21 protein-coding genes are annotated in these 20584 nt (G+C 70.7%); 7 read left to right on the top strand and 14 right to left on the bottom strand.

What is annotated here, in order from left to right:
• Window positions 1-3 precede the first annotated feature (3 nt).
• The gene (locus ABD327_RS33070) at window positions 4-858 is read right to left on the bottom strand and encodes an NAD(P)-dependent oxidoreductase (protein ID WP_344456686.1); all 855 of its coding nucleotides are present in this window, start codon (window positions 856-858) and stop codon (window positions 4-6) included.
• Between the two features lie 192 nt (window positions 859-1050).
• Between ABD327_RS33070 and nhaA the strand changes: the two genes are divergently transcribed.
• The 3 genes from nhaA (at window position 1051) to ABD327_RS33055 (ending at window position 4364) form a co-directional block, all read left to right on the top strand.
• On the top strand, window positions 1051-2259 hold the full coding sequence (gene nhaA / locus ABD327_RS33065; RefSeq protein ID WP_344456684.1) for a Na+/H+ antiporter NhaA: 1209 nt from the start codon (window positions 1051-1053) through the stop codon (window positions 2257-2259).
• A gap of 124 nt (window positions 2260-2383) precedes the next feature.
• Complete coding sequence (locus tag ABD327_RS33060) at window positions 2384-3712, top strand: TrkH family potassium uptake protein (RefSeq protein WP_344456683.1); 1329 nt, start codon at window positions 2384-2386, stop codon at window positions 3710-3712.
• Window positions 3705-4364: a potassium channel family protein gene (locus ABD327_RS33055; protein ID WP_344456681.1), complete on the top strand. Its 660-nt coding sequence runs from the start codon at window positions 3705-3707 to the stop codon at window positions 4362-4364. The genes ABD327_RS33060 and ABD327_RS33055 overlap by 8 nt, the downstream gene beginning before the upstream one ends.
• Before the next feature lie 140 nt (window positions 4365-4504).
• Here ABD327_RS33055 and ABD327_RS33050 read toward each other — a convergent pair whose 3' ends face one another.
• From ABD327_RS33050 to ABD327_RS32995, 12 genes are all read right to left on the bottom strand, one after another.
• A complete protein-coding gene (locus ABD327_RS33050; protein ID WP_344456679.1) occupies window positions 4505-4876 on the bottom strand; it encodes a metal-sulfur cluster assembly factor in 372 nt (123 codons plus the stop codon).
• On the bottom strand, window positions 4873-5337 hold the full coding sequence (gene sufU, locus ABD327_RS33045; protein WP_344456677.1) for a Fe-S cluster assembly sulfur transfer protein SufU: 465 nt from the start codon (window positions 5335-5337) through the stop codon (window positions 4873-4875). Before sufU ends, ABD327_RS33050 begins: the two co-directional genes overlap by 4 nt.
• Before the next feature lie 4 nt (window positions 5338-5341).
• Window positions 5342-6604, bottom strand: a complete 1263-nt coding sequence (locus ABD327_RS33040; RefSeq protein ID WP_344456675.1) for a cysteine desulfurase — start codon at window positions 6602-6604, stop codon at window positions 5342-5344.
• A 5-nt stretch (window positions 6605-6609) separates the two neighbouring features.
• Window positions 6610-7356, bottom strand: a complete 747-nt coding sequence (gene sufC, locus ABD327_RS33035) for a Fe-S cluster assembly ATPase SufC (RefSeq protein ID WP_344456673.1) — start codon at window positions 7354-7356, stop codon at window positions 6610-6612.
• A gap of 1 nt (window position 7357) precedes the next feature.
• On the bottom strand, window positions 7358-7690 hold the full coding sequence (locus ABD327_RS33030; protein ID WP_344456671.1) for a Rieske (2Fe-2S) protein: 333 nt from the start codon (window positions 7688-7690) through the stop codon (window positions 7358-7360).
• Window positions 7687-8811, bottom strand: coding sequence for a Fe-S cluster assembly protein SufD (gene sufD / locus ABD327_RS33025; RefSeq protein ID WP_344456669.1), 1125 nt, complete (start codon window positions 8809-8811; stop codon window positions 7687-7689). The genes ABD327_RS33030 and sufD overlap by 4 nt, the downstream gene beginning before the upstream one ends.
• Window positions 8811-10223 (bottom strand): Fe-S cluster assembly protein SufB, encoded by a 1413-nt coding sequence (gene sufB / locus ABD327_RS33020; protein WP_344456667.1) that lies wholly within the window; start codon window positions 10221-10223, stop codon window positions 8811-8813. Before sufB ends, sufD begins: the two co-directional genes overlap by 1 nt.
• Window positions 10220-10960 (bottom strand): helix-turn-helix transcriptional regulator, encoded by a 741-nt coding sequence (locus ABD327_RS33015; RefSeq protein ID WP_344457157.1) that lies wholly within the window; start codon window positions 10958-10960, stop codon window positions 10220-10222. Before ABD327_RS33015 ends, sufB begins: the two co-directional genes overlap by 4 nt.
• Window positions 10961-11040: 80 nt before the next feature.
• Entirely contained in the window at window positions 11041-11976 is a 936-nt protein-coding gene (locus ABD327_RS33010) for a universal stress protein (protein ID WP_344456664.1), read from the bottom strand.
• The gene (locus ABD327_RS33005) at window positions 11966-13402 is read right to left on the bottom strand and encodes an amino acid permease (RefSeq protein ID WP_344456661.1); all 1437 of its coding nucleotides are present in this window, start codon (window positions 13400-13402) and stop codon (window positions 11966-11968) included. The genes ABD327_RS33010 and ABD327_RS33005 overlap by 11 nt, the downstream gene beginning before the upstream one ends.
• 33 nt (window positions 13403-13435) lie before the next feature.
• On the bottom strand, window positions 13436-14680 hold the full coding sequence (locus tag ABD327_RS33000) for an arginine deiminase (RefSeq protein ID WP_344456659.1): 1245 nt from the start codon (window positions 14678-14680) through the stop codon (window positions 13436-13438).
• Between the two features lie 84 nt (window positions 14681-14764).
• Window positions 14765-15676 (bottom strand): F0F1 ATP synthase subunit gamma, encoded by a 912-nt coding sequence (locus ABD327_RS32995; RefSeq protein WP_344456657.1) that lies wholly within the window; start codon window positions 15674-15676, stop codon window positions 14765-14767.
• 154 nt (window positions 15677-15830) lie between these two features.
• Between ABD327_RS32995 and ABD327_RS32990 the strand changes: the two genes are divergently transcribed.
• Genes ABD327_RS32990 through ABD327_RS32975 form a run of 4 tightly spaced genes read left to right on the top strand, consistent with a single transcriptional unit; the run spans window position 15831 to window position 19448 of the window.
• Window positions 15831-16745 (top strand): ABC transporter ATP-binding protein, encoded by a 915-nt coding sequence (locus tag ABD327_RS32990; protein WP_344456655.1) that lies wholly within the window; start codon window positions 15831-15833, stop codon window positions 16743-16745.
• Complete coding sequence (locus ABD327_RS32985) at window positions 16742-17524, top strand: ABC transporter permease (protein ID WP_344456653.1); 783 nt, start codon at window positions 16742-16744, stop codon at window positions 17522-17524. The genes ABD327_RS32990 and ABD327_RS32985 overlap by 4 nt, the downstream gene beginning before the upstream one ends.
• Window positions 17521-18417, top strand: a complete 897-nt coding sequence (locus tag ABD327_RS32980; protein WP_344456651.1) for an EamA family transporter — start codon at window positions 17521-17523, stop codon at window positions 18415-18417. The genes ABD327_RS32985 and ABD327_RS32980 overlap by 4 nt, the downstream gene beginning before the upstream one ends.
• A 41-nt stretch (window positions 18418-18458) precedes the next feature.
• On the top strand, window positions 18459-19448 hold the full coding sequence (locus ABD327_RS32975) for a COX15/CtaA family protein (protein WP_344456649.1): 990 nt from the start codon (window positions 18459-18461) through the stop codon (window positions 19446-19448).
• Here ABD327_RS32975 and ABD327_RS32970 read toward each other — a convergent pair.
• Window positions 19445-20584 (bottom strand): PrsW family intramembrane metalloprotease (locus ABD327_RS32970; protein ID WP_344456647.1); only part of this gene is annotated, 1140 nt, incomplete at its 5' end. The two genes, ABD327_RS32975 and ABD327_RS32970, sit on opposite strands and share 4 nt — an antisense overlap.

Here is a 20584-nt window from a genome sequence, read left to right as displayed (position 1 = left end):
AGGTCAGGAGAAGGATGCGAAATAGGACGCGGCCATGTCCTCCTGGCCGTGGCCCTCGGCCGTGGCGCGGCGGAAGCGTTCGGCGCCGGCGGCGGTGACGTCCAGGCGGACTCCCGCCTCTTCGGCCGCGGCGAGGATCAGTTCGGCGTCCTTCTCCGCGGTGACGACGGAGAAGGACGGGGTGAAGTCGCGGGAGCGGATCGTCTTGGTCTTCATCCTCAGATAGCCGCTGTCCAGACTGCCGCCCTCGACGATGTCGAGGAGGTTCTGCGGGTCGACGTCCAGAGCCTCGGCCAGGGACAGGGTCTCGGCGATGCCGTGGTTGAGGGCCAGGACCCAGTTGTTGACGACCAGCTTCAGCCGGGTCGCCCGGCCCGGTTCGGTGCCGACCCACAGCGTCTTGACGCCGACCGCGTCGAAGACCGGCGCCAGGCGGCCGCGGACCTCCTCGGGGCCGGAGGCCAGGACGACCAGTTCCCCCTGCTCGGCGGGCTGGCGGGTACCCAGCACGGGGGCGTCCACGTAGACGATGTCGTTCTCGGCGGCGAACCCCGCCAGGACGGGGGCGTCGCCCAGCGCAGCGGTGGACGACTGCATCCACAATGCTTCCGGCCGCAGACTCGACGCCGCCTCCCTCATCGTGTCCAGGGCCACATGCCCGTCGAACAGGGAGGTCAGCACGACCTCCGCGCCGGCCACCGCCTCCGCCGGGGTGTCGGCTACCACCGCCCCGTCCCCGGCGAGCGGCTCGGCCTTGCTCCGGGTCCGGTTCCAGACCCGGACCCCGTGCCCCGCCCGCAACAGGTTGCGCGCCATGGCGGCGCCCATGATCCCGGTTCCCAGCACGGCCACGTCCACGGTCGGCTCCCTCCCGTCTCGCTTCTCCGATCTCATGCGGCCTTCCCCGGCGGGTGTCGGGCAACCTGGAGCCCGGCCATCGCAGGTGAAAGAATTACCGATTAAGGTGGGAGTAAGCGTGATCTCCACGCGGGTGTGCCGGGAAGTCTGGTCGGCGATGTCTTCAGCATCGAATCGACCAGGAGCGACGCAGTGCGACTTCCCTTCTCCAAGGCCGCCCGCCCGGACCGCGACGTCAACGACAGCCGCGTGGAGACCCTGAGGGAGTTCCTCCGGGAGGAGACCACCGGAGGCAAGCTACTCCTCGGGGCGACCCTGGTGGCCCTGCTGTGGGCCAATCTGGCGCCCGGAGCCTACGAGCGGATCTGGGGCCTGGAGTTCGGCCCGGATTGGGCCCATCTGCACCTGTCGCTCTCGCACTGGGTCTCCGACGGGCTGCTGGCGATCTTCTTCTTCATCGCCGGCATGGAGGTCAAGCGCGAACTCACCGTCGGCGAGCTGGCCGGATGGCGGGCCGCCGCGCTGCCGCTGCTGGCCGCGGCGGGCGGAATGATGGTGCCCGCGCTGGTGGCGCTGGCGGTCTCCCGGGGCCAGGCCGCCGAGGGCGGGGCCTGGGCCATCCCGGTCGCCACCGACATCGCCTTCGCCCTCGGGGTGCTGGCCCTGGTCGGCTCCGCGCTGCCGAGCGGGGTGCGCGTCCTGCTGCTGTCCATGGCCGTGATCGACGACCTGGGCGCGATCGCGCTCATCGCCCTCCTGTTCACCAAGGGTTTCAGCCTGCTGTGGCTCCTCGCCGGGTTCGCGCTGTGCGGCCTCTACTGGCTGGCCCAGCGCCGGCGGTGGACGCCCCTCGCACTGATGGTCCCGCTGGTGGTCGCCGCCTGGATCTGCGTCCACGCCAGCGGCGTGCACGCCACCGTCACCGGCATCATCCTGGGCCTGCTGACCCCGGTCGTCGCGCGGGAGGGCGAGGAGGAGTCCCCCGCCGCCAGGCTGGAGCACCGGCTGCACCCCGTGTCGGCCGGGTTCATCGTGCCGCTGTTCGCCCTGGCCGCCGCCGGGATCGGCCTGGGCTCCCTCGGCGACACCCTGCGCGACCCGATCGCCCAGGGCGTCTTCTTCGGCCTCCTGGTCGGCAAGGTGGTCGGCGTGTTCGGCGGCGCCTGGCTGGCCGTGCGGCTGCGCCTGGGCGAGCTGCCGGGCGGCATCGGCTGGGCCGATGTCTTCCCCGTGGCCGTCCTGGCCGGCATCGGGTACACCGTCTCGCTGCTGGTCGCCCAGCTGACGACCGACGATCCGGACGCGGTCGTCCGCGCCTCCACCGCGGTGCTGGCCGCCTCGCTGCTGGCCTCTCTGCTGGCGATGGTCCTGTTGAGAGCACGGGCCAAGGCCCATAGCTGAGATCGGGTACGTCCGATCCGGAGGGCGGCTCCCCGGCGCGGAACGTCGGTCTTTGTTGATACCTTCTTCGCCGGTAGTCCAGAGGGGGACCGGTGATGATCGAGACTGACGGGACCGGTTGACGATGCCGGTGCTCAAACACCCCGCGCAGGTGATCGTCGGCGGCTTCGGGATCGCGATCCTCATCGGGACGCTCCTGCTCCTGCTGCCCGCGTCCACGAGCTCCCCGGGCTCGGCCACCCCGCTGAACGCGCTGTTCACCGCCACCTCGGCGATCTGCGTGACCGGCCTGCTCCTGGTGGACACCGAGACCCACTGGTCCACCTTCGGCGAAGTCGTGATCATGCTGCTGATGCAGGCGGGCGGGCTCGGCATCATGACGCTGGCCACCCTGTTCGCGCTGCTGGTCTCCGGCCGGGTGGGGCTGCGCGCCCGGCTGCTCGCCCAGACCGAGACCAAGACCCTCTCGGCCTCGGACGTCCGGCGCGTGGTGCGCAATGTCGTGATCTTCAGCCTGGTGTCCGAGCTGCTGATCGCCGTGATCCTCACCCTGCGCTTCATGCTGGGCTACGGCGAGGGCCTCGGCCGCGCCGCCTACCTGGGTCTGTTCCACGCGATCTCGGCGTTCAACAACGCCGGGTTCGCCCTGTGGCCCGACAGCGTGGTGCGGTTCGCCACTGACGCCTGGATCTGCCTGCCGATCGCGCTCGCCGTGGTGGTGGGCGGGCTGGGCTTCCCCGTGGTGTTCGAGCTGGCCCGCTCCTGGCGGCGGCCGAGCCGCTGGTCGGTGCTGACCCGGATCACCCTGGCGGTGACGGTCCCCTTGCTGGTGCTGGGCACCGCCGCGTTCACCATCTTCGAGTGGAGCAATCCCGGCACGTTCGGCGCCCTTCCCCAGTCCCGGCGGGTGATGGCCGGCTTCTTCACCGCCGTCATGCCGCGCTCCGGCGGGTTCAACCTCATCGACATCTCCCAGATGCGCTCGGAGAGCTGGCTGGTCACCGACATCCTCATGTTCATCGGCGGCGGCAGCGCCGGCACCGCGGGCGGGATCAAGGTCACCACCTTCGGGCTGCTGGCCTTCGTCATCTGGGCCGAGCTGCGCGGTGAGGACCAGGTGAACGTCGGGCACCGCAAACTGCCCAGCGCGGTGCAGCGCCAGGCCCTGACGATCGCGCTGCTGGGCGTGGGGCTGGTGGCCGCCGGCACCTTCGTGCTGCTGTCCCTTTCCCGGCAGACCCTGGACGAGGTGGCCTTCGAGGTGATCTCGGCGTTCGGCACCGTCGGCCTGTCCCTCGGGGCCACCACCTCGATGCCCACCTCCGGGCAGATCCTGCTCGTCGTGCTGATGTTCATCGGCCGGATCGGTCCCGTCACGCTCTTTTCCGCGCTCGCCATGCGGGAACGTACCCGTCATTACGAACTACCCGAGGAGCGACCGATCGTTGGCTGACAGAGACAACCTCCCCGTCGTGGTCATCGGCCTCGGCCGGTTCGGCAGCTCCATGGCACTGGAGCTGACCCGGCTGGGCACCGAGGTCCTCGCCATCGACCACCGGCCCAAGGTCGTGCAGTCGCTGGCGGGCGAGATCACCCAGATCGTCGCCGCCGACGCCACCGACCTGCAGGCGCTGCACCAGCTGGGAGTCCCCGACTTCCAGCGGGCCGTGGTGGCCATCGGCAGCGACATCGAGGCCAGCATCCTCACCACCTCCCTGCTGGTGGAGGTGGGCATCGAGGACATCTGGGCCAAGGCCATCAGCCGCCAGCACGGCCGGATCCTGGAGCGCATCGGCGCCACCCACGTGGTGCTGCCCGAGCACGACATGGGCGAGCGGGTGGCCCACCTGGTCAGCGGCCGGATGCTGGACTACGTCCAGATCGACCCTGACTTCGTCCTGATCAAGACCCACCCGCCCCGCGAACTGGTGGGCGTTCCCCTGGGCGAGGCCAAGCTGCGCCGCAAGTACGGCGTCACCATCGTCTGCGTCAAGAGCAAGGACGAGGACTACACCTACGCCACCCCCGACACCGTCCTCCAGTACGGCGACATCATCCTGGTCGTCGGCCCCACCGCCAAGGTGGAGCGCTTCACCACCCTCTGAGCACGAGCGCGCGGCCCGTCCCGGGGCCGGGCGGCCGCTCCCGGGACCGGCCGCGTCCACGGCCGGTGCGGCCCCTGAGCACACGCGAAAAGGCCCCGGTCCCTCCAGGGAGGAACCGGGGCCCGAAGACGGGAGATCCGTCAGACGTTGAAGCCGAGGGCGCGGAGCTGCTCGCGGCCGTCTTCGGTGATCTTGTCGGGGCCCCACGGCGGGAGCCACACCCAGTTGATCTTCAGTTCGTCGACGAGGTCGGCGGTGGCGCCCTGGGCCTGGTCCTCGATGACGTCGGTCAGGGGGCAGGCGGCGCTGGTGAGGGTCATGTCGACCGTCAGCAGCCGGTGGCCGTCGGTCTCGGTGACGTTGACGCCGTAGATCAGGCCGAGGTCGACGACGTTGATGCCCAGTTCGGGGTCGACGACGTCGCGCAGGGCCTCGAGGATCTGCTCTTCCTCGTCGGAGGGGCCGGTCAGGGCGTCGAGGACTTCCTCTTCCGCCGCATTGGTCTCGCTCATGATGACTTCTCCAGGGTCTGGGCGGTGGCGTCCTTCCAGGCCATCCAGCCGAGAAGGGCGCACTTGACGCGGGCGGGGTACTTCGAGACTCCGGCGAAGGCGACCGCGTCCTCCAGGACGTCCTCGTCGGGTTCGAGCGCGCCCCGGGACTGCATCAGCGCGAGGAACTCCTCGCTCAGTCGCATCGCGTCCTTGACGCTGCGGCCGATGATCAGCTCGCTCATGACCGAGACGCTGGCCTGGCTGATCGAGCAGCCCTGCCCCTCGTAGGACACGTCCGCGATCATCGACTGATCACCGTCGGCGCCGGCGTTCTCGAGGTGCACCCGCAGGGTGACCTCGTCGCCGCAGGTCGGGTTCACATGGTGGACCTCGGCCTCGTACGGTTCCCGCAGCCCGCGGTGCTGCGGGTTGCGGTAGTGGTCCAGGATGATCTCCTGGTACATCGATTCCAGCTGCACTGTCTCAGACCGTCCCGAAGAACTTCTGCGCCTTGCGGATGCCCTCGGCCAGGGCGTCCACCTCACTCAGGGTGTTGTACACGTAGAACGACGCCCGGGTGGTCGCGGGTATTCCGTACCGGCGGCACAGCGGCCAGGCGCAGTGGTGGCCGACCCGCACCGCGAGGCCCTGGTCGTCGAGGACCTGGCCCACGTCGTGCGGGTGGATGTCCTCCACGACGAAGGAGACCGTGGCGCCGCGGGCGGCGGTGTCGGCCGGGCCGATGATCCGCAGCCCGGGCAGCGAGCCGATCTGCTCCAGGGCGTAGGCGGCGAGCGTGTGCTCGTGCTCCACGACCTTGTCCATGCCCAGGGCGTCCAGGTAGTCGCAGGCGGCGGCCAGGCCGACGGCCTGGGCCGTCACCGGCACGCCCGCCTCGAACCGCTGCGGCGGGGCCGTGTAGGTCGAGTGGTCCAGCTGGACGATCTCGATCATCGAGCCGCCGGTGATGAACGGCGGCATCGACTCCAGCAGCTCGCGGCGGCCCCACAGCACGCCGATGCCCAGCGGGCCCAGCATCTTGTGGCCGGAGAAGACCAGGAAGTCGGCGTCCAGGTCGGCCACGTCCACCGGCAGGTGCGGCACCGACTGCGCGCCGTCGACCAGCACCAGCGCGCCCACCCGGTGGGCCCGCTCGGCGATGGCCTTGACCGGGTTGACCGTGCCCAGCACGTTCGACTGCTGGGTGAGCGCGACCAGCTTCGTGCGCTCGCCCACCAGCTCGTCGATGTTCGACAGGTCGAGCCTGCCGTCCTCGGTCAGCCCGAACCAGCGCAGGGTCGCGCCCGTCCGGCGGCACAGCTCCTGCCACGGGACGAGGTTGGCGTGGTGCTCCATCTCGGTGACCACGATCTCGTCGCCGGGGCCCACCACGAACCGCTCCGCCGACGGCCCGAAGGTCGCGGCGTTGCTCAGCGAGTAGGCGACCAGGTTGATCGCCTCGGTCGCGTTCTTGGTGAACACGATCTCGCCCGCCGGGGCGCCGATGAACCGGCCGATGGTGGCGCGGGCCGCCTCGAAGGCGTCCGTGGCCTCCTCGGCGAGCAGGTGCGCGCCCCGGTGGACGGCGGCGTTGTGCCGCTCGTAGAACTCACGCTCGGCGTCCAGGACCTGGCGCGGCTTCTGCGAGGTCGCGCCGGAGTCCAGGTACACGAGCGGGTGCCCGTTCCTGACCGTCCGGTCCAGGATCGGAAAATCCTTCCGGATCTCCTCCGACAGCAGAGCCATGGCTTTTACACGCCCGCCTTCGTGTACTTCTCGTAACCCTCGGACTCCAGTTCGTCGGCCAGCTCCGGACCGCCCTGCGCGACGATGTGGCCGTCGGCGAAGACGTGCACGAAGTCCGGCTTCACGTACCGCAGGATGCGGGTGTAGTGGGTGATCAGCAGGACGCCGGTCTCGCCGGCGGCGCTGAAGCGGTTGACGCCCTCGGAGACGACCTTGAGCGCGTCGACGTCGAGGCCGGAGTCGGTCTCGTCCAGCACCGCGACCTTCGGCTTGAGCATCTCCAGCTGGAGGATCTCGTGGCGCTTCTTCTCACCGCCGGAGAAGCCCTCGTTGACGCTGCGCTGGGCGAACGCCGGGTCCATCTGCAGCTCGGCCATGCGCTCCTTGAGCTCCTTGGAGAACAGCCGGAGCTTGGGCGCCTCGCCCCGCACCGCGGTGACGGCGGTGCGCATGAAGTTGGACACCGACACCCCGGGGACCTCCACGGGGTACTGCATGGCCAGGAACAGGCCGGCGCGGGCCCGCTCGTCGACCTCCATCGCCAGGACGTCCTCGCCGTCCAGGGTGACGGAACCGGACGTCACGGTGTACTTGGGGTGGCCCGCGATGGCGTAGGCCAGCGTGGACTTCCCGGATCCGTTCGGGCCCATGATGGCGTGGATCTCCCCCGCCTTCACCGTCAGGTTGACGCCCTTGAGGATCTCCTTGTCGGCGACCGTCACATGCAGGTCGCGGATCTCCAGCGTGGCCATGTCAGGACTCCCCATACTCGGACGACTCGTCGAGGTCCACCTGGACCTCGTCGCCCTCGATCTTCACTCGGTAGGTGGGCACCGCCTGCGTCGCGGGCGGGCCGGTGGGCTTGCCGGTGCGCAGGTCGAAGCAGGACCCGTGCAGCCAGCACTCCAGTGTTCCGTTGTGGACCTCGCCCTCGGAGAGGGCGACCTCGGCGTGCGAGCACACGTCCTTCATCGCGTACACCTCGCCGCCGGTGCGCACCAGCACGACGGGGGTGTCGTCGACCTCGACGGCCAGCGGCGCGTCCTCGGCCAGCTCGGCCAGGGGGCAGATCTTCACGAAGCTCATCGGGCGAGCTCCACGTCGATCGCCGCCTCGACCCGCTCGCGCACCTCTTCGACCTCGATCTTCTGCACCAGCTGGTACAGGAAGCCGCGCACGACCATGCGCTTGGCCTCCGCCGCCGGGATGCCCCGGGCCTGCAGGTAGAACAGCTGCTGGTCGTCGAGCCGGCCGGACGCCGAGGCGTGGCCCGCGCCGGCGACCTCGCCGGTGAGGATCTCCAGGTTCGGCACGGAGTCGACCCGGGTGCCGTCGGTCAGCACCAGGTTGCGGTTGAGCTCGTAGGTGTCGGTGCCCTCGGCCTCGGCGCGGATGACGACGTCGCCGATCCAGACGGCGTGCGCGTCCTGGCCCTGCAGCGCGCCCCGGTAGTCGACCCGGGAGCGGCAGTTCGGCACGGAGTGGTCGGCCAGCAGCCGGTGCTCCAGGTGCTGGCCGCCGTCCACGAAGTACAGGCCGTACAGCTCGGCGTCGCCGCCCTGCCCGTGGTAGGAGACCGACGGGCGGATGCGCACCAGGTCGCCGCCCAGGGTGACGTTGAACCCGGCGAACTTCGCGTCCTTGGCCAGGTGGGCGTGCTGGTGGGAGACGTGCACCGAGTCGTCGTGCCACTCCTGCAGCGAGAGGACCTTCAGCGAGGCCTGCTCGCCGACGATGAACTCGACGTTGTCGGCGTAGGTGGCCGAGCCGCCGTGGTCCAGGACCAGGGTGGCCGAGCCGAACGCCTCGACGATCACGGTGAGGTGGCCGTAGGCGGCGTGCGCGGAGCCCTCTCCGCGCAGCCGGACCGTGATCGGCCGCTCCACGGAGGTCTCGCGCGGCACCGTGATCACGGTGGCGGTGGTGAAGGAGCTGTAGGCCTGGGCGGAGACCCGGTCGGTCGGGGTGTAGCCCGAGCCGACCCGCGGGTCGCCCCGGCCCACTGACTCGACCCGCACTCCGGGGTCGGCCGTGACGTCGACGAGCACCTTGCCGTCGGGGGCCGCGGTGCCGTCGTGCAGGCCGCGCAGGCGGCGCAGCGGGGTGAACCGCCACTCCTCCTCGCGACCGTTGGGCACCGCGAAGTCGGCGACGTCGTAGGATGCCTTCTCCGCGATCGTGGAGACAGGCTTAACTTCCAGGCCCATCAGCCGACGGCCCCTTCCATCTGCAGTTCGATGAGCCGGTTGAGCTCGAGTGCGTACTCCATGGGCAGCTCGCGCGCGATCGGCTCCACGAACCCGCGGACGATCATCGCCATGGCCTCGTCCTCGGTCATGCCGCGGCTCATGAGGTAGAAGAGCTGGTTCTCCGAGACCTTGGAGACGGTGGCCTCGTGGCCCATCTCCACGTCGTCCTCGCGGACGTCGACGTAGGGGTAGGTGTCGGAGCGGGAGATCTGGTCGACCAGCAGCGCGTCGCACTTGACCGTGGACTTGCTGTGCTCGGCGCCCTCCTGCACCTGGACCAGGCCGCGGTAGGAGGTGCGGCCTCCGCCGCGCGCCACCGACTTGGAGATGATCGAGGAGGAGGTGTGCGGGGCGCAGTGCACCATCTTGGCGCCCGCGTCCTGGTGCTGGCCCTCGCCGGCGAAGGCGATGGACAGGGTCTCGCCCTTGGCGTACGGCCCCATCAGGTAGATCGCCGGGTACTTCATGGTGACCTTGGAGCCGATGTTGCCGTCGACCCACTCCATGGTCGCGCCCTCGTAGGCCACGGCCCGCTTGGTGACCAGGTTGTAGACGTTGTTCGACCAGTTCTGGATCGTCGTGTAGCGGCAGCGGCCGCCCTTCTTCACGATGATCTCGACGACGGCCGAGTGCAGCGAGTCGGACTTGTAGATCGGCGCGGTACAGCCCTCGACGTAGTGGACGTAGGCGTCCTCGTCCACGATGATCAGGGTCCGCTCGAACTGGCCCATGTTCTCGGTGTTGATCCGGAAGTACGCCTGCAGCGGGATCTCCACGTGCACGCCCTTCGGCACGTAGATGAAGGACCCGCCGGACCACACGGCCGTGTTCAGCGCGGCGAACTTGTTGTCGCCCACGGGGATCACGGAGCCGAAGTGCTCCTCGAAGAGCTCGGGGTGCTCCCGGAGACCGGTGTCGGTGTCCAGGAAGATGACGCCCTTCTCCTCGAGGTCCTCACGGATCTTGTGGTAGACGACCTCGGACTCGTACTGGGCCGCGACGCCCGCGATCAGCCGCTGCTTCTCCGCCTCGGGGATGCCCAGCCGGTCGTAGGTGTTCTTGATGTCCTCGGGAAGGTCCTCCCAGGACTCCGCCTGCTTCTCCGTGGAGCGCACGAAGTACTTGATGTTGTCGAAGTCGATCCCCGACAGGTCCGACCCCCAGTTGGGCATGGGCTTCTTCTCGAAGAGCCGCAGTCCCTTCAGCCGAAGGTCGAGCATCCACTCCGGCTCGCTCTTCTTGGCCGAGATGTCGCGGACGACCTCGTCGGAAACGCCGCGCTTGGCCGAGGCGCCTGCGGCGTCCGAGTCGGCCCAGCCGTACTTGTAATTGCCCAGACCCTCAAGTTCGGGATTGGCTGCCGTAGTCATAGGGAGATCCCTCCGGACTCCTCGTTAGCTGCTTTTACCGGTGAAACGTGGGTGGTGCAGACGCCGTCGCCGTGGGCGATGGTCGCCAACCGCTGCACCGGAGTGTCGAGCATCCGCGCGAACGCCTCTGTCTCGGCCTCGCACAGCTGCGGGAACCGCTCGGCCACGTGCGCGACCGGGCAGTGGTGCTGACACAGCTGAGTCCCTCCCAGAACGTGGGGGGCCTTGCTGGCGGAGGCCGCGTACCCGTCCGCCGACAACGCCTCGGCGAGCGCGTAGACCCGCTCCTGCGGCGGGAGGTCCCGCAGCCGGGGGGCGTAGCGCTCTTCGAGGTCGGCCAGCTGGCGCCGGGCGAACTCCGACACCGCGTGCTCTCCGGCCGTCTCGGCCAGGAAGCGCAGGGCGCTGGCGGCCAGGTCGTCGTAGGCGTGGACGAACGCGTTGCGGCCCTTGTCGGTGATCGCGAAGAGCTTGGCCGGACGGCCCCGCCCCCGTGAGGCGGACGGCCGCGCCCGGCGGATCTCTATCATTCCGTCGGCGAGCAGCGCGTCGAGGTGCCTGCGGACCGCGGCGGGGGTGAGCCCGAGCCGCTCGCCCAGGGCGGACGCCGTCACCGGACCGTTCTCGAGAATGAGCCGCGCCACGCGGGCGCGGGTGTCACGCTCGGCCCGAGGCACGCCGGAGCCCGCCACGGCGTCGACCGCGGCGCTCCTGACGTGGGGCGTGAACTCGGGCATGTATTTCACAACATCAGTGTGCCGTAATTACTTCCTCCAGCACAAACGAATGAGGGTAATCCGTCTCACGCAGGCAAGCCTTACCTAATCTCCGGCCTCCTGCCCCGGGCCGCGGACCTGGGAACGACCATGACGGGGCAGGGCGCGGCACGGATGATCTTCAACGACATGTCGCCCATGAAGACCCGGCGGAGCGGGCCCGCCTCGCTGGAGGAGCAGACCAGGAGTTCCCCGTCGGTCCAGCGGGCGCCGCGCACCGCGTGGGCGGCGTCCCAGCCGGCGGCCACCTCGGTGAGGATGTCCTCCTGGCGGAGCGGGCCGGCCAGGGCCGTCTCCCGGACGGCGTCCGCCAGGTCGCCCCGCAGCGCCTCCACGAGCCTGCGCAGCTGCTCCTCGGCCAGGACGGCGGCCTTCCCCCCGGCCGAGGAGCCCACCGCGAAGGTCAGCAGCCGCAGCGGCACGCCGAACCGGGACGCGAGCGTCGCGGCCAGGCCCACCGCGTCGATCGCCCCCGGACGGCGCACGTACGCGACCGTGACCCGGTCGAAGCCCCGCCGCCCCAGGTCCGCGTGGTTCTTCGGGGCTATCGCGATCGGAACGGGCGAGCCGTGCAGCAGCTGGTCGGCGGTGCCGCCCAGCGAGATGCCGGCGCGGGGGCCTCCGGACGCCGAGCCGATGACGATCGTGTCGGCGCCCGCCTCGGACGCCAGCCGGGCCAGGCCCTTCCCGCTGCCCCTGTCCGTGCCCACCAGCAGCCGGTCCGGCTCCACCCCGCGCTCCGCGGCCAGCCCGGCGCCGCGCGCCAGGACCGTGCGGGCCCGGTCCTCCAGATACCGCTCCCACTCGGCGTCCACCGCCCCCGGCCCCAGCCCCGCGGGCCAGGCCGGCATCCGCACGTGCCCGAGCAGGAGCGCGCCGCCCCCTCCCGCCGCGCTCGTCATGTCCGTCCCCAGCGCGACGGCGTCCGCGCCGCGCCGGTCGTCCGTGCACCCCACCAGGACTCTGTCACCGGGCATCGGAGAGCTCCCTCCCCCGCCGCAGCCGGGAGTGCCTGCGGCTGTAGGCGAGGTAGACCGCCAGGCCGCCCAGGATCCACAGCCCGAACACCAGCCAGGTGACCGGCCTCAGCCCCCGCATCACGTAGAGGCAGAAGAAGACGCCCAGGACGGGGGTGACCGGGTAGAGCGGGGCGCGGAAGGAGCGCGGCAGGTCGGGCCTGGTCCGGCGGAGGATGATCACGCTCGCGTTGACCAGGGCGAAGGCGAAGAGCGTGCCGATGCTGGTGGCGTCGGTCAGGTGGTTCAGCGGCACCAGGGCGGCCAGCACCGAGACGAAGACCCCGACGATGATCGTGTTGGCGGCGGGCACCGAGTACTTCGGCGCGACCCGCTGGAAGATCGACGGGATCAGCCCGTCCCTCGACATGGCGAACAGGATGCGGGTCTGCCCGTACAGGACGGTCAGCACCACGCTGGTGATCGCCACGACCGCGCCCGCCGACAGCAGCAGGGACGGCCAGGCCTCTCCCGTGACGTCCGACAGGATCGCCGAGAGCGAGGCCTCGGTGTCGTCGTCGAGGTCCTGCCAGGGCATCGCGCCGACGGAGGCCAGCGCCACCAGGACGTAGAGCGCGGTGACGACGGCCAGGGAGAGGACGATCGCCAGGGGCAGGTCCCTCCGGGGGTTCTTCGCCTCCTCCCCCGCGGTCGAGGCGGCGTCGAACCCGATGTAGGAGAAGAAGACCTGCGCGCCGGCCGCGCTCACCCCCGCCACCCCCAGCGGCAGGAACGGCTCGAGGTTTCCCGACTGGAACCCGGTGAAGGCGACGGCGCAGAAGAACAGCAGCAGGACGATCTTGAAGAACACCATGAAGGTGTTGACCCTGGCGCTCTCGGTGGCGCCGCGCAGCAGCACCAGCGTCATCGCCGCCACCACGAGCACCGCCGTCAGGTTGAGCACCCCGCCCTTGTCGGGGGCCTGCGACCAGGCCTCGGGGATGGTGAAGCCGAACGCCTTGTCCAGGAAGTCGTTGAGGTACTGGCCCCAGCCGACGGCCACGGCCGAGACCGACACCCCGTACTCCAGCAGCAGGCACCAGCCGCACACCCAGGCGACGAGCTCGCCCATCGTGGCGTAGGTGTAGGAGTAGCTCGACCCGGAGACGGGGATCGTCCCGGCCAGTTCGGCGTACGACAGCGCCGAGAACAGCGCGGTCACCGCCGAGAGCAGGAAGGCCAGCACCACCGCCGGGCCCGCCAGCGGGGTGGCCTCCCCCATGACCACGAAGATCCCGGTGCCCAGTGTGGCGCCGACGCTGAAGAACGTGAGCTGGATCAGGCCCATCGAGCGCCGGAGCCCGCCGCCCTCCCCGTGGCCGCTCTCCCGGACGATCGCGTCGACCGGTTTGGTGCGCCAGAGGCCGTGCCAGAAACCCGAAGCCATGCGGTTCCCCCCGAAACCACCGGCGAGGCGCGGCTAGGTCGCCTCACGTTCCATGGGACAGGACATGCAGCGCGGCCCTCCCCTCCCGCGGCCCAGTTCGCTGCCTCGGATGGTGAGCACCTCGACGCCCTTCCTGCGCAGGAAGTTGTTGGTGGTCGTGTTGCGCTCGTAGGCCACGACCACCCCCGGTTCGAGGGTGAGGACGTTGCAGCCGTCGTCCCACTGCTCGCGTTCGGCGGACATGACGTCCTGGGTGGCGGTGTGGACCTCGATCTCGTCGATGCCGATCGCCCTCCCGATGGCCTTGTGCATGTCCTCGGGAGGGTGGTCGGTGACCTTCAGCTCCTTCTCGTTGTCGCCGGGCTCGATCGTGTACGAGGCGAGCATCCCCATGCCCGCGTACTTGGTGAAGACCCCGGGCGCCACGTTGGTCATGACGGTGTCCAGGTGCATGAACACCCGGGCCTTCGGCATGTCCAGCGCGACGATCTTCCGGGCGGCGCCGGCGTGGAACAGCCGCTGCGCCAGCATCTCCACCGCCTGCGGCTGGGTGCGCTCGCTCATGCCGACGAGCACCGCCCCCTCCCCGAGGACCAGGACGTCGCCGCCCTCGATGGTCGCGGGGGCCATGGGCGCGCCGTGGTTCCAGACGTGGAAGCCGCCTTCGTCCGGCCGGTCGTAGCCCGCGGCGAACAGCGGGTGGTACCGGTAGATCGCCTCCATGTTCGCCGTCTCGCGGATGCGGGCCTTCTTGCGCATCACGTTGATGGACAGGCCGTCGTAGATCCAGCAGGAGGTGTCGCGGGTGAACAGGAGATTGGGCAGCGGGGGGAGGAGGAAGCCGTCGGGGTTCAGCGAGTGGAAGGCGATCGACTTCGGCTCCGCGATGCGCATCAGCAGCTCGCGTTTGGTGATGCCGCCGGTCAGGGTGAGCGCCAGCTCGGGATCGGGCATGGAGTCGAGTCCGTCGAGGATCGCGTCGGCGGCCAGGGGGCCGAACCTGCGCTCGTCCACGACCCTGCCCAGGATGTGCTTGCGCGCCTCGGGGATGGCGATGGTCTCCTGGAGCAGGTCCATCAGCAGGTGGACCCTGATCCCCCGCCCCTCCATCAGCCGCCGGAACTCGTCGTGCTCCTCGCCCGCGCGCTCGACCCACAGCACGTCGTCGAAGAGCAGTTCGTCCTTGTTGGACGGGGTCAGCCGCTTGAGCGCGAGGTCGGGCCGGTGCACCAGCACCTGCCGGAGCCTCCCGACCTCCGAGTCGACATGGAACGTCATGAGTCCGTCATCACCTTGATGTCCCTCTTCTCCAGAACCGGTATGACCTGCCTCCCCGATGATCGACGGGCGGAAACCCCCCGCTCAGTCGCCCTCCCCGCCGCCCTCGGCCAGCGCGTTGGCGCCGCCCACGATGTCGCTCAGCTCGTTGGTGATCTCGGCCTGGCGGGCCTCGTTGGCCCGGCGGCTCAGCTTGAAGATCAGATCCTGGGCGTTCTCGGTGGCCGCCATCATCGCCTGGCGGCGCGCGGCGTGCTCGGAGGCCGCGGACTCCAGCAGCATGTTCCAGATCCTGCCGTGCACGTACTGGTGGATCAGGGCGTCCAGCACGTCGCCCACCGTGGGCTCGAACTCGTGGGAGGCCAGGGGTCCGCCCTCGGGCAGCGCCTCGACCTCCTCGACCTCCAGCGGGAGGATCCGGCGCACGGTCGTCTGCTGCGTGATCATCGACACGAACCGCGTGTAGACGACGTGGACCTCGCCGACCCCGCCCTCGGCGGTGGGCGTCTCGAAGGACTCGACGAGCAGCCGCCCGATCTCGGCGGCCAGCGCGTAGGAGGGCTGCCCGGACTGGCCCGTCCACTGTCCGGCCATGGGCCTCCTGTTGAACAGGAAGTTGTCGACGCCCCGGCGGCCGGTGACGTAGTACACCGGCTGCTTGCCCTCGCCGTCCAGCATCTCGGCCAACTGCCGCCCCGCCCGCAGCACGTTGCTGTTGTAGCCGCCGCAGAAGCCCCGGTCGCTGGTCACCAGCAGGACCGCCACCCGCGAGGTGTCGGTCTTGCGGTCGAGCAGCGGGTGGTCCTCGTGGGCGTTGTGCGTCAGCAGGGCGCTGACCGCCCGGGTGATCTGGCGCGCGTAGGGGATCGAGGCCGCCTGGCGGGCCTGGGCCTTGGTGATCTTGGAGGTGGCGATCAACTCCTGTGCTCTGGTGATCTTCGCGGTCGATCTGATGGACCGGATCCGGCTCCGCAACTGCCTGAGTTCTGCCCCCATGAACTGGACAGTGCCAGACAATCGCCGCCATAGCTCGCCGCACAGCGGAGAATTGAACGCCCGCTTACCGGCCGTCCGGTTTCTTTACCGGGAAGGGCTGGTCCGCCGCGGCCCCCGTCGGGGCGCCGACCTCGGCAGCCTTAGACTCGTGACCATGGCAGCGCCCCCCGCACTCGAGATCACCGGACTGGTCAAACGGTACGGTCCGGCCACCGCGGTGGACGGCCTGTCGTTCACCGCCGCCCAGGGCGCGGTCACCGCGCTGCTCGGCCCCAACGGGGCGGGCAAGACCAGCACGATCGAGATCTGCGAGGGCTTCCGCGCCTTCGACGCGGGCACCGTCCGGGTCCTCGGCCTCGACCCGCGCGACCGGGCGCTCAAACCGCGCATCGGGGTGATGCCGCAGACCGGCGGGGTGCCCGGCACCGCCAGGGCCGGAGAGTTCCTGCGGCTCATGGCCGCCTTCCACCGCGACCCGCTGGACCCCGCCGCGCTGATGGACCGGCTCGGCCTCACCCCGCACGCCCGCACCCCCTACCGGCGCCTGTCGGGAGGCCAGCAGCAGCGGCTCTCCCTGGCCGCCGCGCTGGTCGGCAGGCCCGAACTCGTCTTCCTCGACGAGCCGACCGCCGGCCTCGACCCCCAGGCCCGGCACGCCACCTGGGAGCTGGTGGGCGACCTGCGCGCGGCGGGCGTCTCGGTGCTGCTGACCACCCATTTCATGGACGAGGCCGAGCAGCTCGCCGACCACGTCGTGATCGTCGACCACGGCCGGGTGGTCGCCGACGGCAGCCCCGCGGACCTGACCGGCGCCGAACGCCAGCTGAGGTTTCGCGCGCGAACCTCCCTGAACCTGGACGAACTGCTCAGCGCGCTGCCCGACGGCAGCGCCGCCAAGGAGTCCCCGGCCGGCCATTACCTCATCGAGGGCGACGTGCGGCCCGAGCTGCTGGCCACCGTCACCGCCTGGTGCGCCGCGCACGGCGTCATGGCCGAGGACCTCCGCATCGAACGGCGCACCCTGGAAGACGTCTTCCTCGAACTGACCGGCAGGGAGCTGCGCGCATGACCGCCCACCGTCCGGACGTCCTGGACCTCGCCCCGCGGCCCGCCGCCGCGCCGCTGCCCCGGATGGTCGCCGCGCAGACCGCCTACGAGGTCAGGGGGGTGCTGCGCAACGGCGAGCAGCTGCTGCTGACAATGATCATCCCGGTGTTCCTGCTGGTGCTGTTCAGCGTCACCACGCTGCTGGACACCGGCTCCGGCTCCCGGGTGGACTTCCTCACACCCGGGATCATCGCGCTGGCCGTCATGTCGACCGCGTTCACCAGCCAGGCCATCGGCACCGGGTTCGAGCGCCGCTACGGGGTGCTGAAGCGGCTCGGCTCCACCCCCCTGCCCCGGTCCGGGCTGATCCTGGCCAAGACCCTCACCGTGGTGCTGATCGAACTCCTCCAGGTCGTCGTCATCGGGGCCGTCGCCCTCGCCCTGGGCTGGTCCCCCCAGGGCAACCCCGCCACGGCCCTCCTGGCCGTCCTGCTGGGCACCGCCGCCTTCAGCGGCTTCGGCCTCCTCATGGCCGGCACCCTGCGCGCCGAGGCCACCCTCGCCGCCGCCAACCTGGTCTACGTCCTGCTGCTCCTCCTGGGCGGGGTGATCTTCCCGCTGAGCAAGTTCCCCGAGGGCCTCCGCCCGGTCCTGGAGTACCTCCCGATCTCCGCCCTGACCGAGGCGCTGCGCGCCGTCCTCGCCGACGGCGCCGCCCTGCCCGGCCGTGAGCTGCTCATCCTCGCCGTCTGGGCCGCGGCGGGCCTCGCCCTCGCCGCCCGGTTCTTCCGTTGGGAGTGATCTCGCCGCAGGCGGGACGGTTCGGGCTGGGCAGCGCCCCGCCCTCCGTCCTGGTGCTGGGAGGCATCATCTCGGTCCAGGCCGGGGCCGGGCTGGCCAAGGGGATGTTCGACCGGGTGCCGCCGACGGTCGTGGTGGTGCTGCGGCTGCTGGTCGCCGCGGTCGTCGTGGGGTTCCTGGCCCGTCGGGCCCTGCGGCGGGTGTGGCGCGACCACGGCGCCGGGGACCTGGCGGTGGCGGCGGGCCTGGGCCTGTCGCTGGCGCTGATGAACTTCTCGATCTACCAGTCGATCCAGCAGATCCCGCTGGGCGTCGCGGTGACCATCGAGTTCCTGGGGCCGCTGCTGGTCTCGGTGGCGGCCTCGCGCAGGCCGCTGGACCTCCTCTGGGCCCTCCTGGCCTTCGGCGGGGTGCTGCTGCTGTCCAGGGACGACGGCGCGGTCAACCTCTCCGGAGTTCTGTGGGCACTGCTGGCGGGAGCGGGATGGGCCGCCTACATCCTCTTCGCCGCCTCCACGGGACGGCGGTTCCCCGGCAGCACGGGGCTGGCCCTGGCCAGTGCCGTCGCCACCGTCGCGGTCCTGCCCATGGGGCTCCACTCCCTCGCGGAGGCGGGCGGCCCCGGGGTGCTCACGCCCTCGGTGCTGGCATTGGCCCTCGGGGTGGGGCTGCTGTCCTCGGTGGTCCCCTACACCCTGGAGATGGAGGCGCTGCGGCGGATCCCGCAGCGGGTCTTCGGGATCCTCATGAGCGTCGAGCCCGCGGTGGCCGCGCTGATCGGCGTCGTCCTGCTCGGCGAGTTCCTCGGCGCGGCCCAGTGGGCGGCCATGGGCGCGGTCATCGTCGCCTGCGCGGGGGCCACCCTCACCGCGCGGGACGGCGCCGCGGCCTGACCCGGATCAGACCACCGCGAGGGCGGTCCTACGATGATGCCGTGGCTGTGACGACCTCTGAGAACAAGACCTCCCCGCTGCTCAAGGCCCGGGACGCCGTCTGGAATCCCACCCCAGGTTCGCTGCGGTTCCTGGCCCTGCTGGGAGTGATCACCAACGCCGGGATCGTGGTCACCGGCGGGGCCGTCCGGCTCACCAAGTCCGGCCTGGGCTGCCCGACCTGGCCCAAGTGCACCGGCGACAGCCTGCTGCCGCACTCCTCGCCCGAGCACTCGCCGGTCAACATGGCCATCGAGTTCGGCAACCGCACCCTGACCTTCCTGGTGCTGGCCGTGGGGATCGCCGTCTACGTGGCGGCCCGCAGGCTCTCGCCGAACCGCCCGGAGCTGACCAGGCTCGCGGTGTGGCAGCCGGTCGGCGTCATCCTCCAGGCCGGGGTGGGCGGGCTCACCGTCCTCACCAAACTGCATCCGACCATGGTCTCCCCGCACTACCTGCTCTCCATCGCGCTGATCTTCGTGGCGTTCCTGCTGTACGTGCGGGCGGGCGAGGGCGACGGGCCGGTCGAGCGACTGGTCGAGCCGCTGGTGCACCGGCTGACCCTGGCGCTGGTCTGGGTGGTCGTCGCCGTCCTCGCCGCCGGCACCCTCGTCACCGGCTCCGGGCCGCACGCGGGCGACGCCGAGTCCACCCGCCTGCCCTTCCCGATCGTGGAGATCACCCGGATCCACTCGCTCCTGGCCTGGGCCACCGTCGCCCTGAGCGTCGCGCTCCTGGTCCTCCACCGCAGGACGGGCGCCCCCGCGAAGGTCCGCAGGGCCGGGCTCATCCTGCTGGGCGCGATCCTCCTGCAGGGCGTCATCGGCTACGTCCAGTACTTCCTGGGCGTGCCCGAGGTCCTGGTGGGCCTCCACGTGCTCGGCTCGACCCTGCTGTGGATCGCCGTCCTGAACGTCCTGTACGCCGGCCGCGTCCGGCCCGTCGCCGGCGCCCCCGCCGCGGTCCCGGCCCCCGCCGTCCAGAAGCTCTAGCCCGGCGGCGGGGCGAAGCCCGAGGGGCCCCAGGGGGGCGGGGCGACGGGGCCCGCGTGGATGCGGCTGAGGGCCAGCGCCTGGCGGGCGATGCCCATCAGGCGCAGGAGCTCGCCGCGGCGGCGGGCGAAGAACGGGACGTCGATCACCCCGTTGTCCATGCGCTTGTGCAGCAGGACCAGTTCGGTGGCCGCCAGCTGGTAGTCGCTCATGGCACGGGCGGCGCCCTTGCCGCCGATGGAGCGCGCCCAGCGGCGGGCCTCGCGGCGCAGCGGCATCTGGCCCAGCATGGCGATGTCCTGCGGGGAGACCAGGCCCGTCCGCAGGTAGGCGGGCAGGTAGTGGCCGATCTGGCGGACCAGCGCCCGGCGCTCCAGGAAGATCAGGGTGAGCAGGACCACCAGGATGCAGAAGTCCAGCAGGTAGACCACCGCGAGCCCGCCGACGCCCATCAGGGTGCCGCCGTTCCACAGGCCGTGCAGCAGCATCGCGGCCAGCAGGCCCGCCACCAGGGCGGTGACCCTGCCGGTGCGCCGGTTGGCCGCGTACGCCACGCCCAGGCCGGTCATCGCGGTGAACAGCGGATGGCAGAAGGGCGCGACCAGGCCGCGCAGGAGGAAGACGGCCTCCAGGCGCTGGGCGCCTCCGTCGTCCAGGGCCTCCAGGTAGTAGGAGATGTTCTCCATCATCGCGAAGCCCAGGGAGACCATGGTGGCGTAGACGATGCCGTCGGTGACGCCGTCGATCTCGTTGCGGCGGAACCACAGCAGGACGAACAGCACCGCGCCCTTGAGGGCCTCCTCCACCACGGGGGCGCCCACCACGGTGGTCCAGAACCTGCCCTGCTCCCCGAAGACCGGCTCGGTGACGTACTTCAGCCCCACCGTGTTGAGGATCAGGGCGCCCAGCACCGCCACGCCCGCCCCCCACAGGAAGGCGAAGAGCAGGTCCCGGGCGGGTTCGGGTTCCAGCCGGTCCAGCAGCAGGACCGTCGCGACCATGATGGGCACCGGCAGGACCGCCAGGCCCACGCAGACGAAGAAGTTCGCCCCGCCTCCCAGCAGGGCGAACAGGGCCAGGGCCGCCAACGCGCACAGCGAGGTGACGACCATGCCGACCATCAGCTTGATCGAAGG

The organism is Actinocorallia aurantiaca (genome assembly GCF_039533685.1).
In the GTDB taxonomy this organism is placed as follows: domain Bacteria; phylum Actinomycetota; class Actinomycetes; order Streptosporangiales; family Streptosporangiaceae; genus Actinocorallia; species Actinocorallia aurantiaca.
This window is presented reverse-complemented; position numbering and strand designations above follow the sequence as displayed.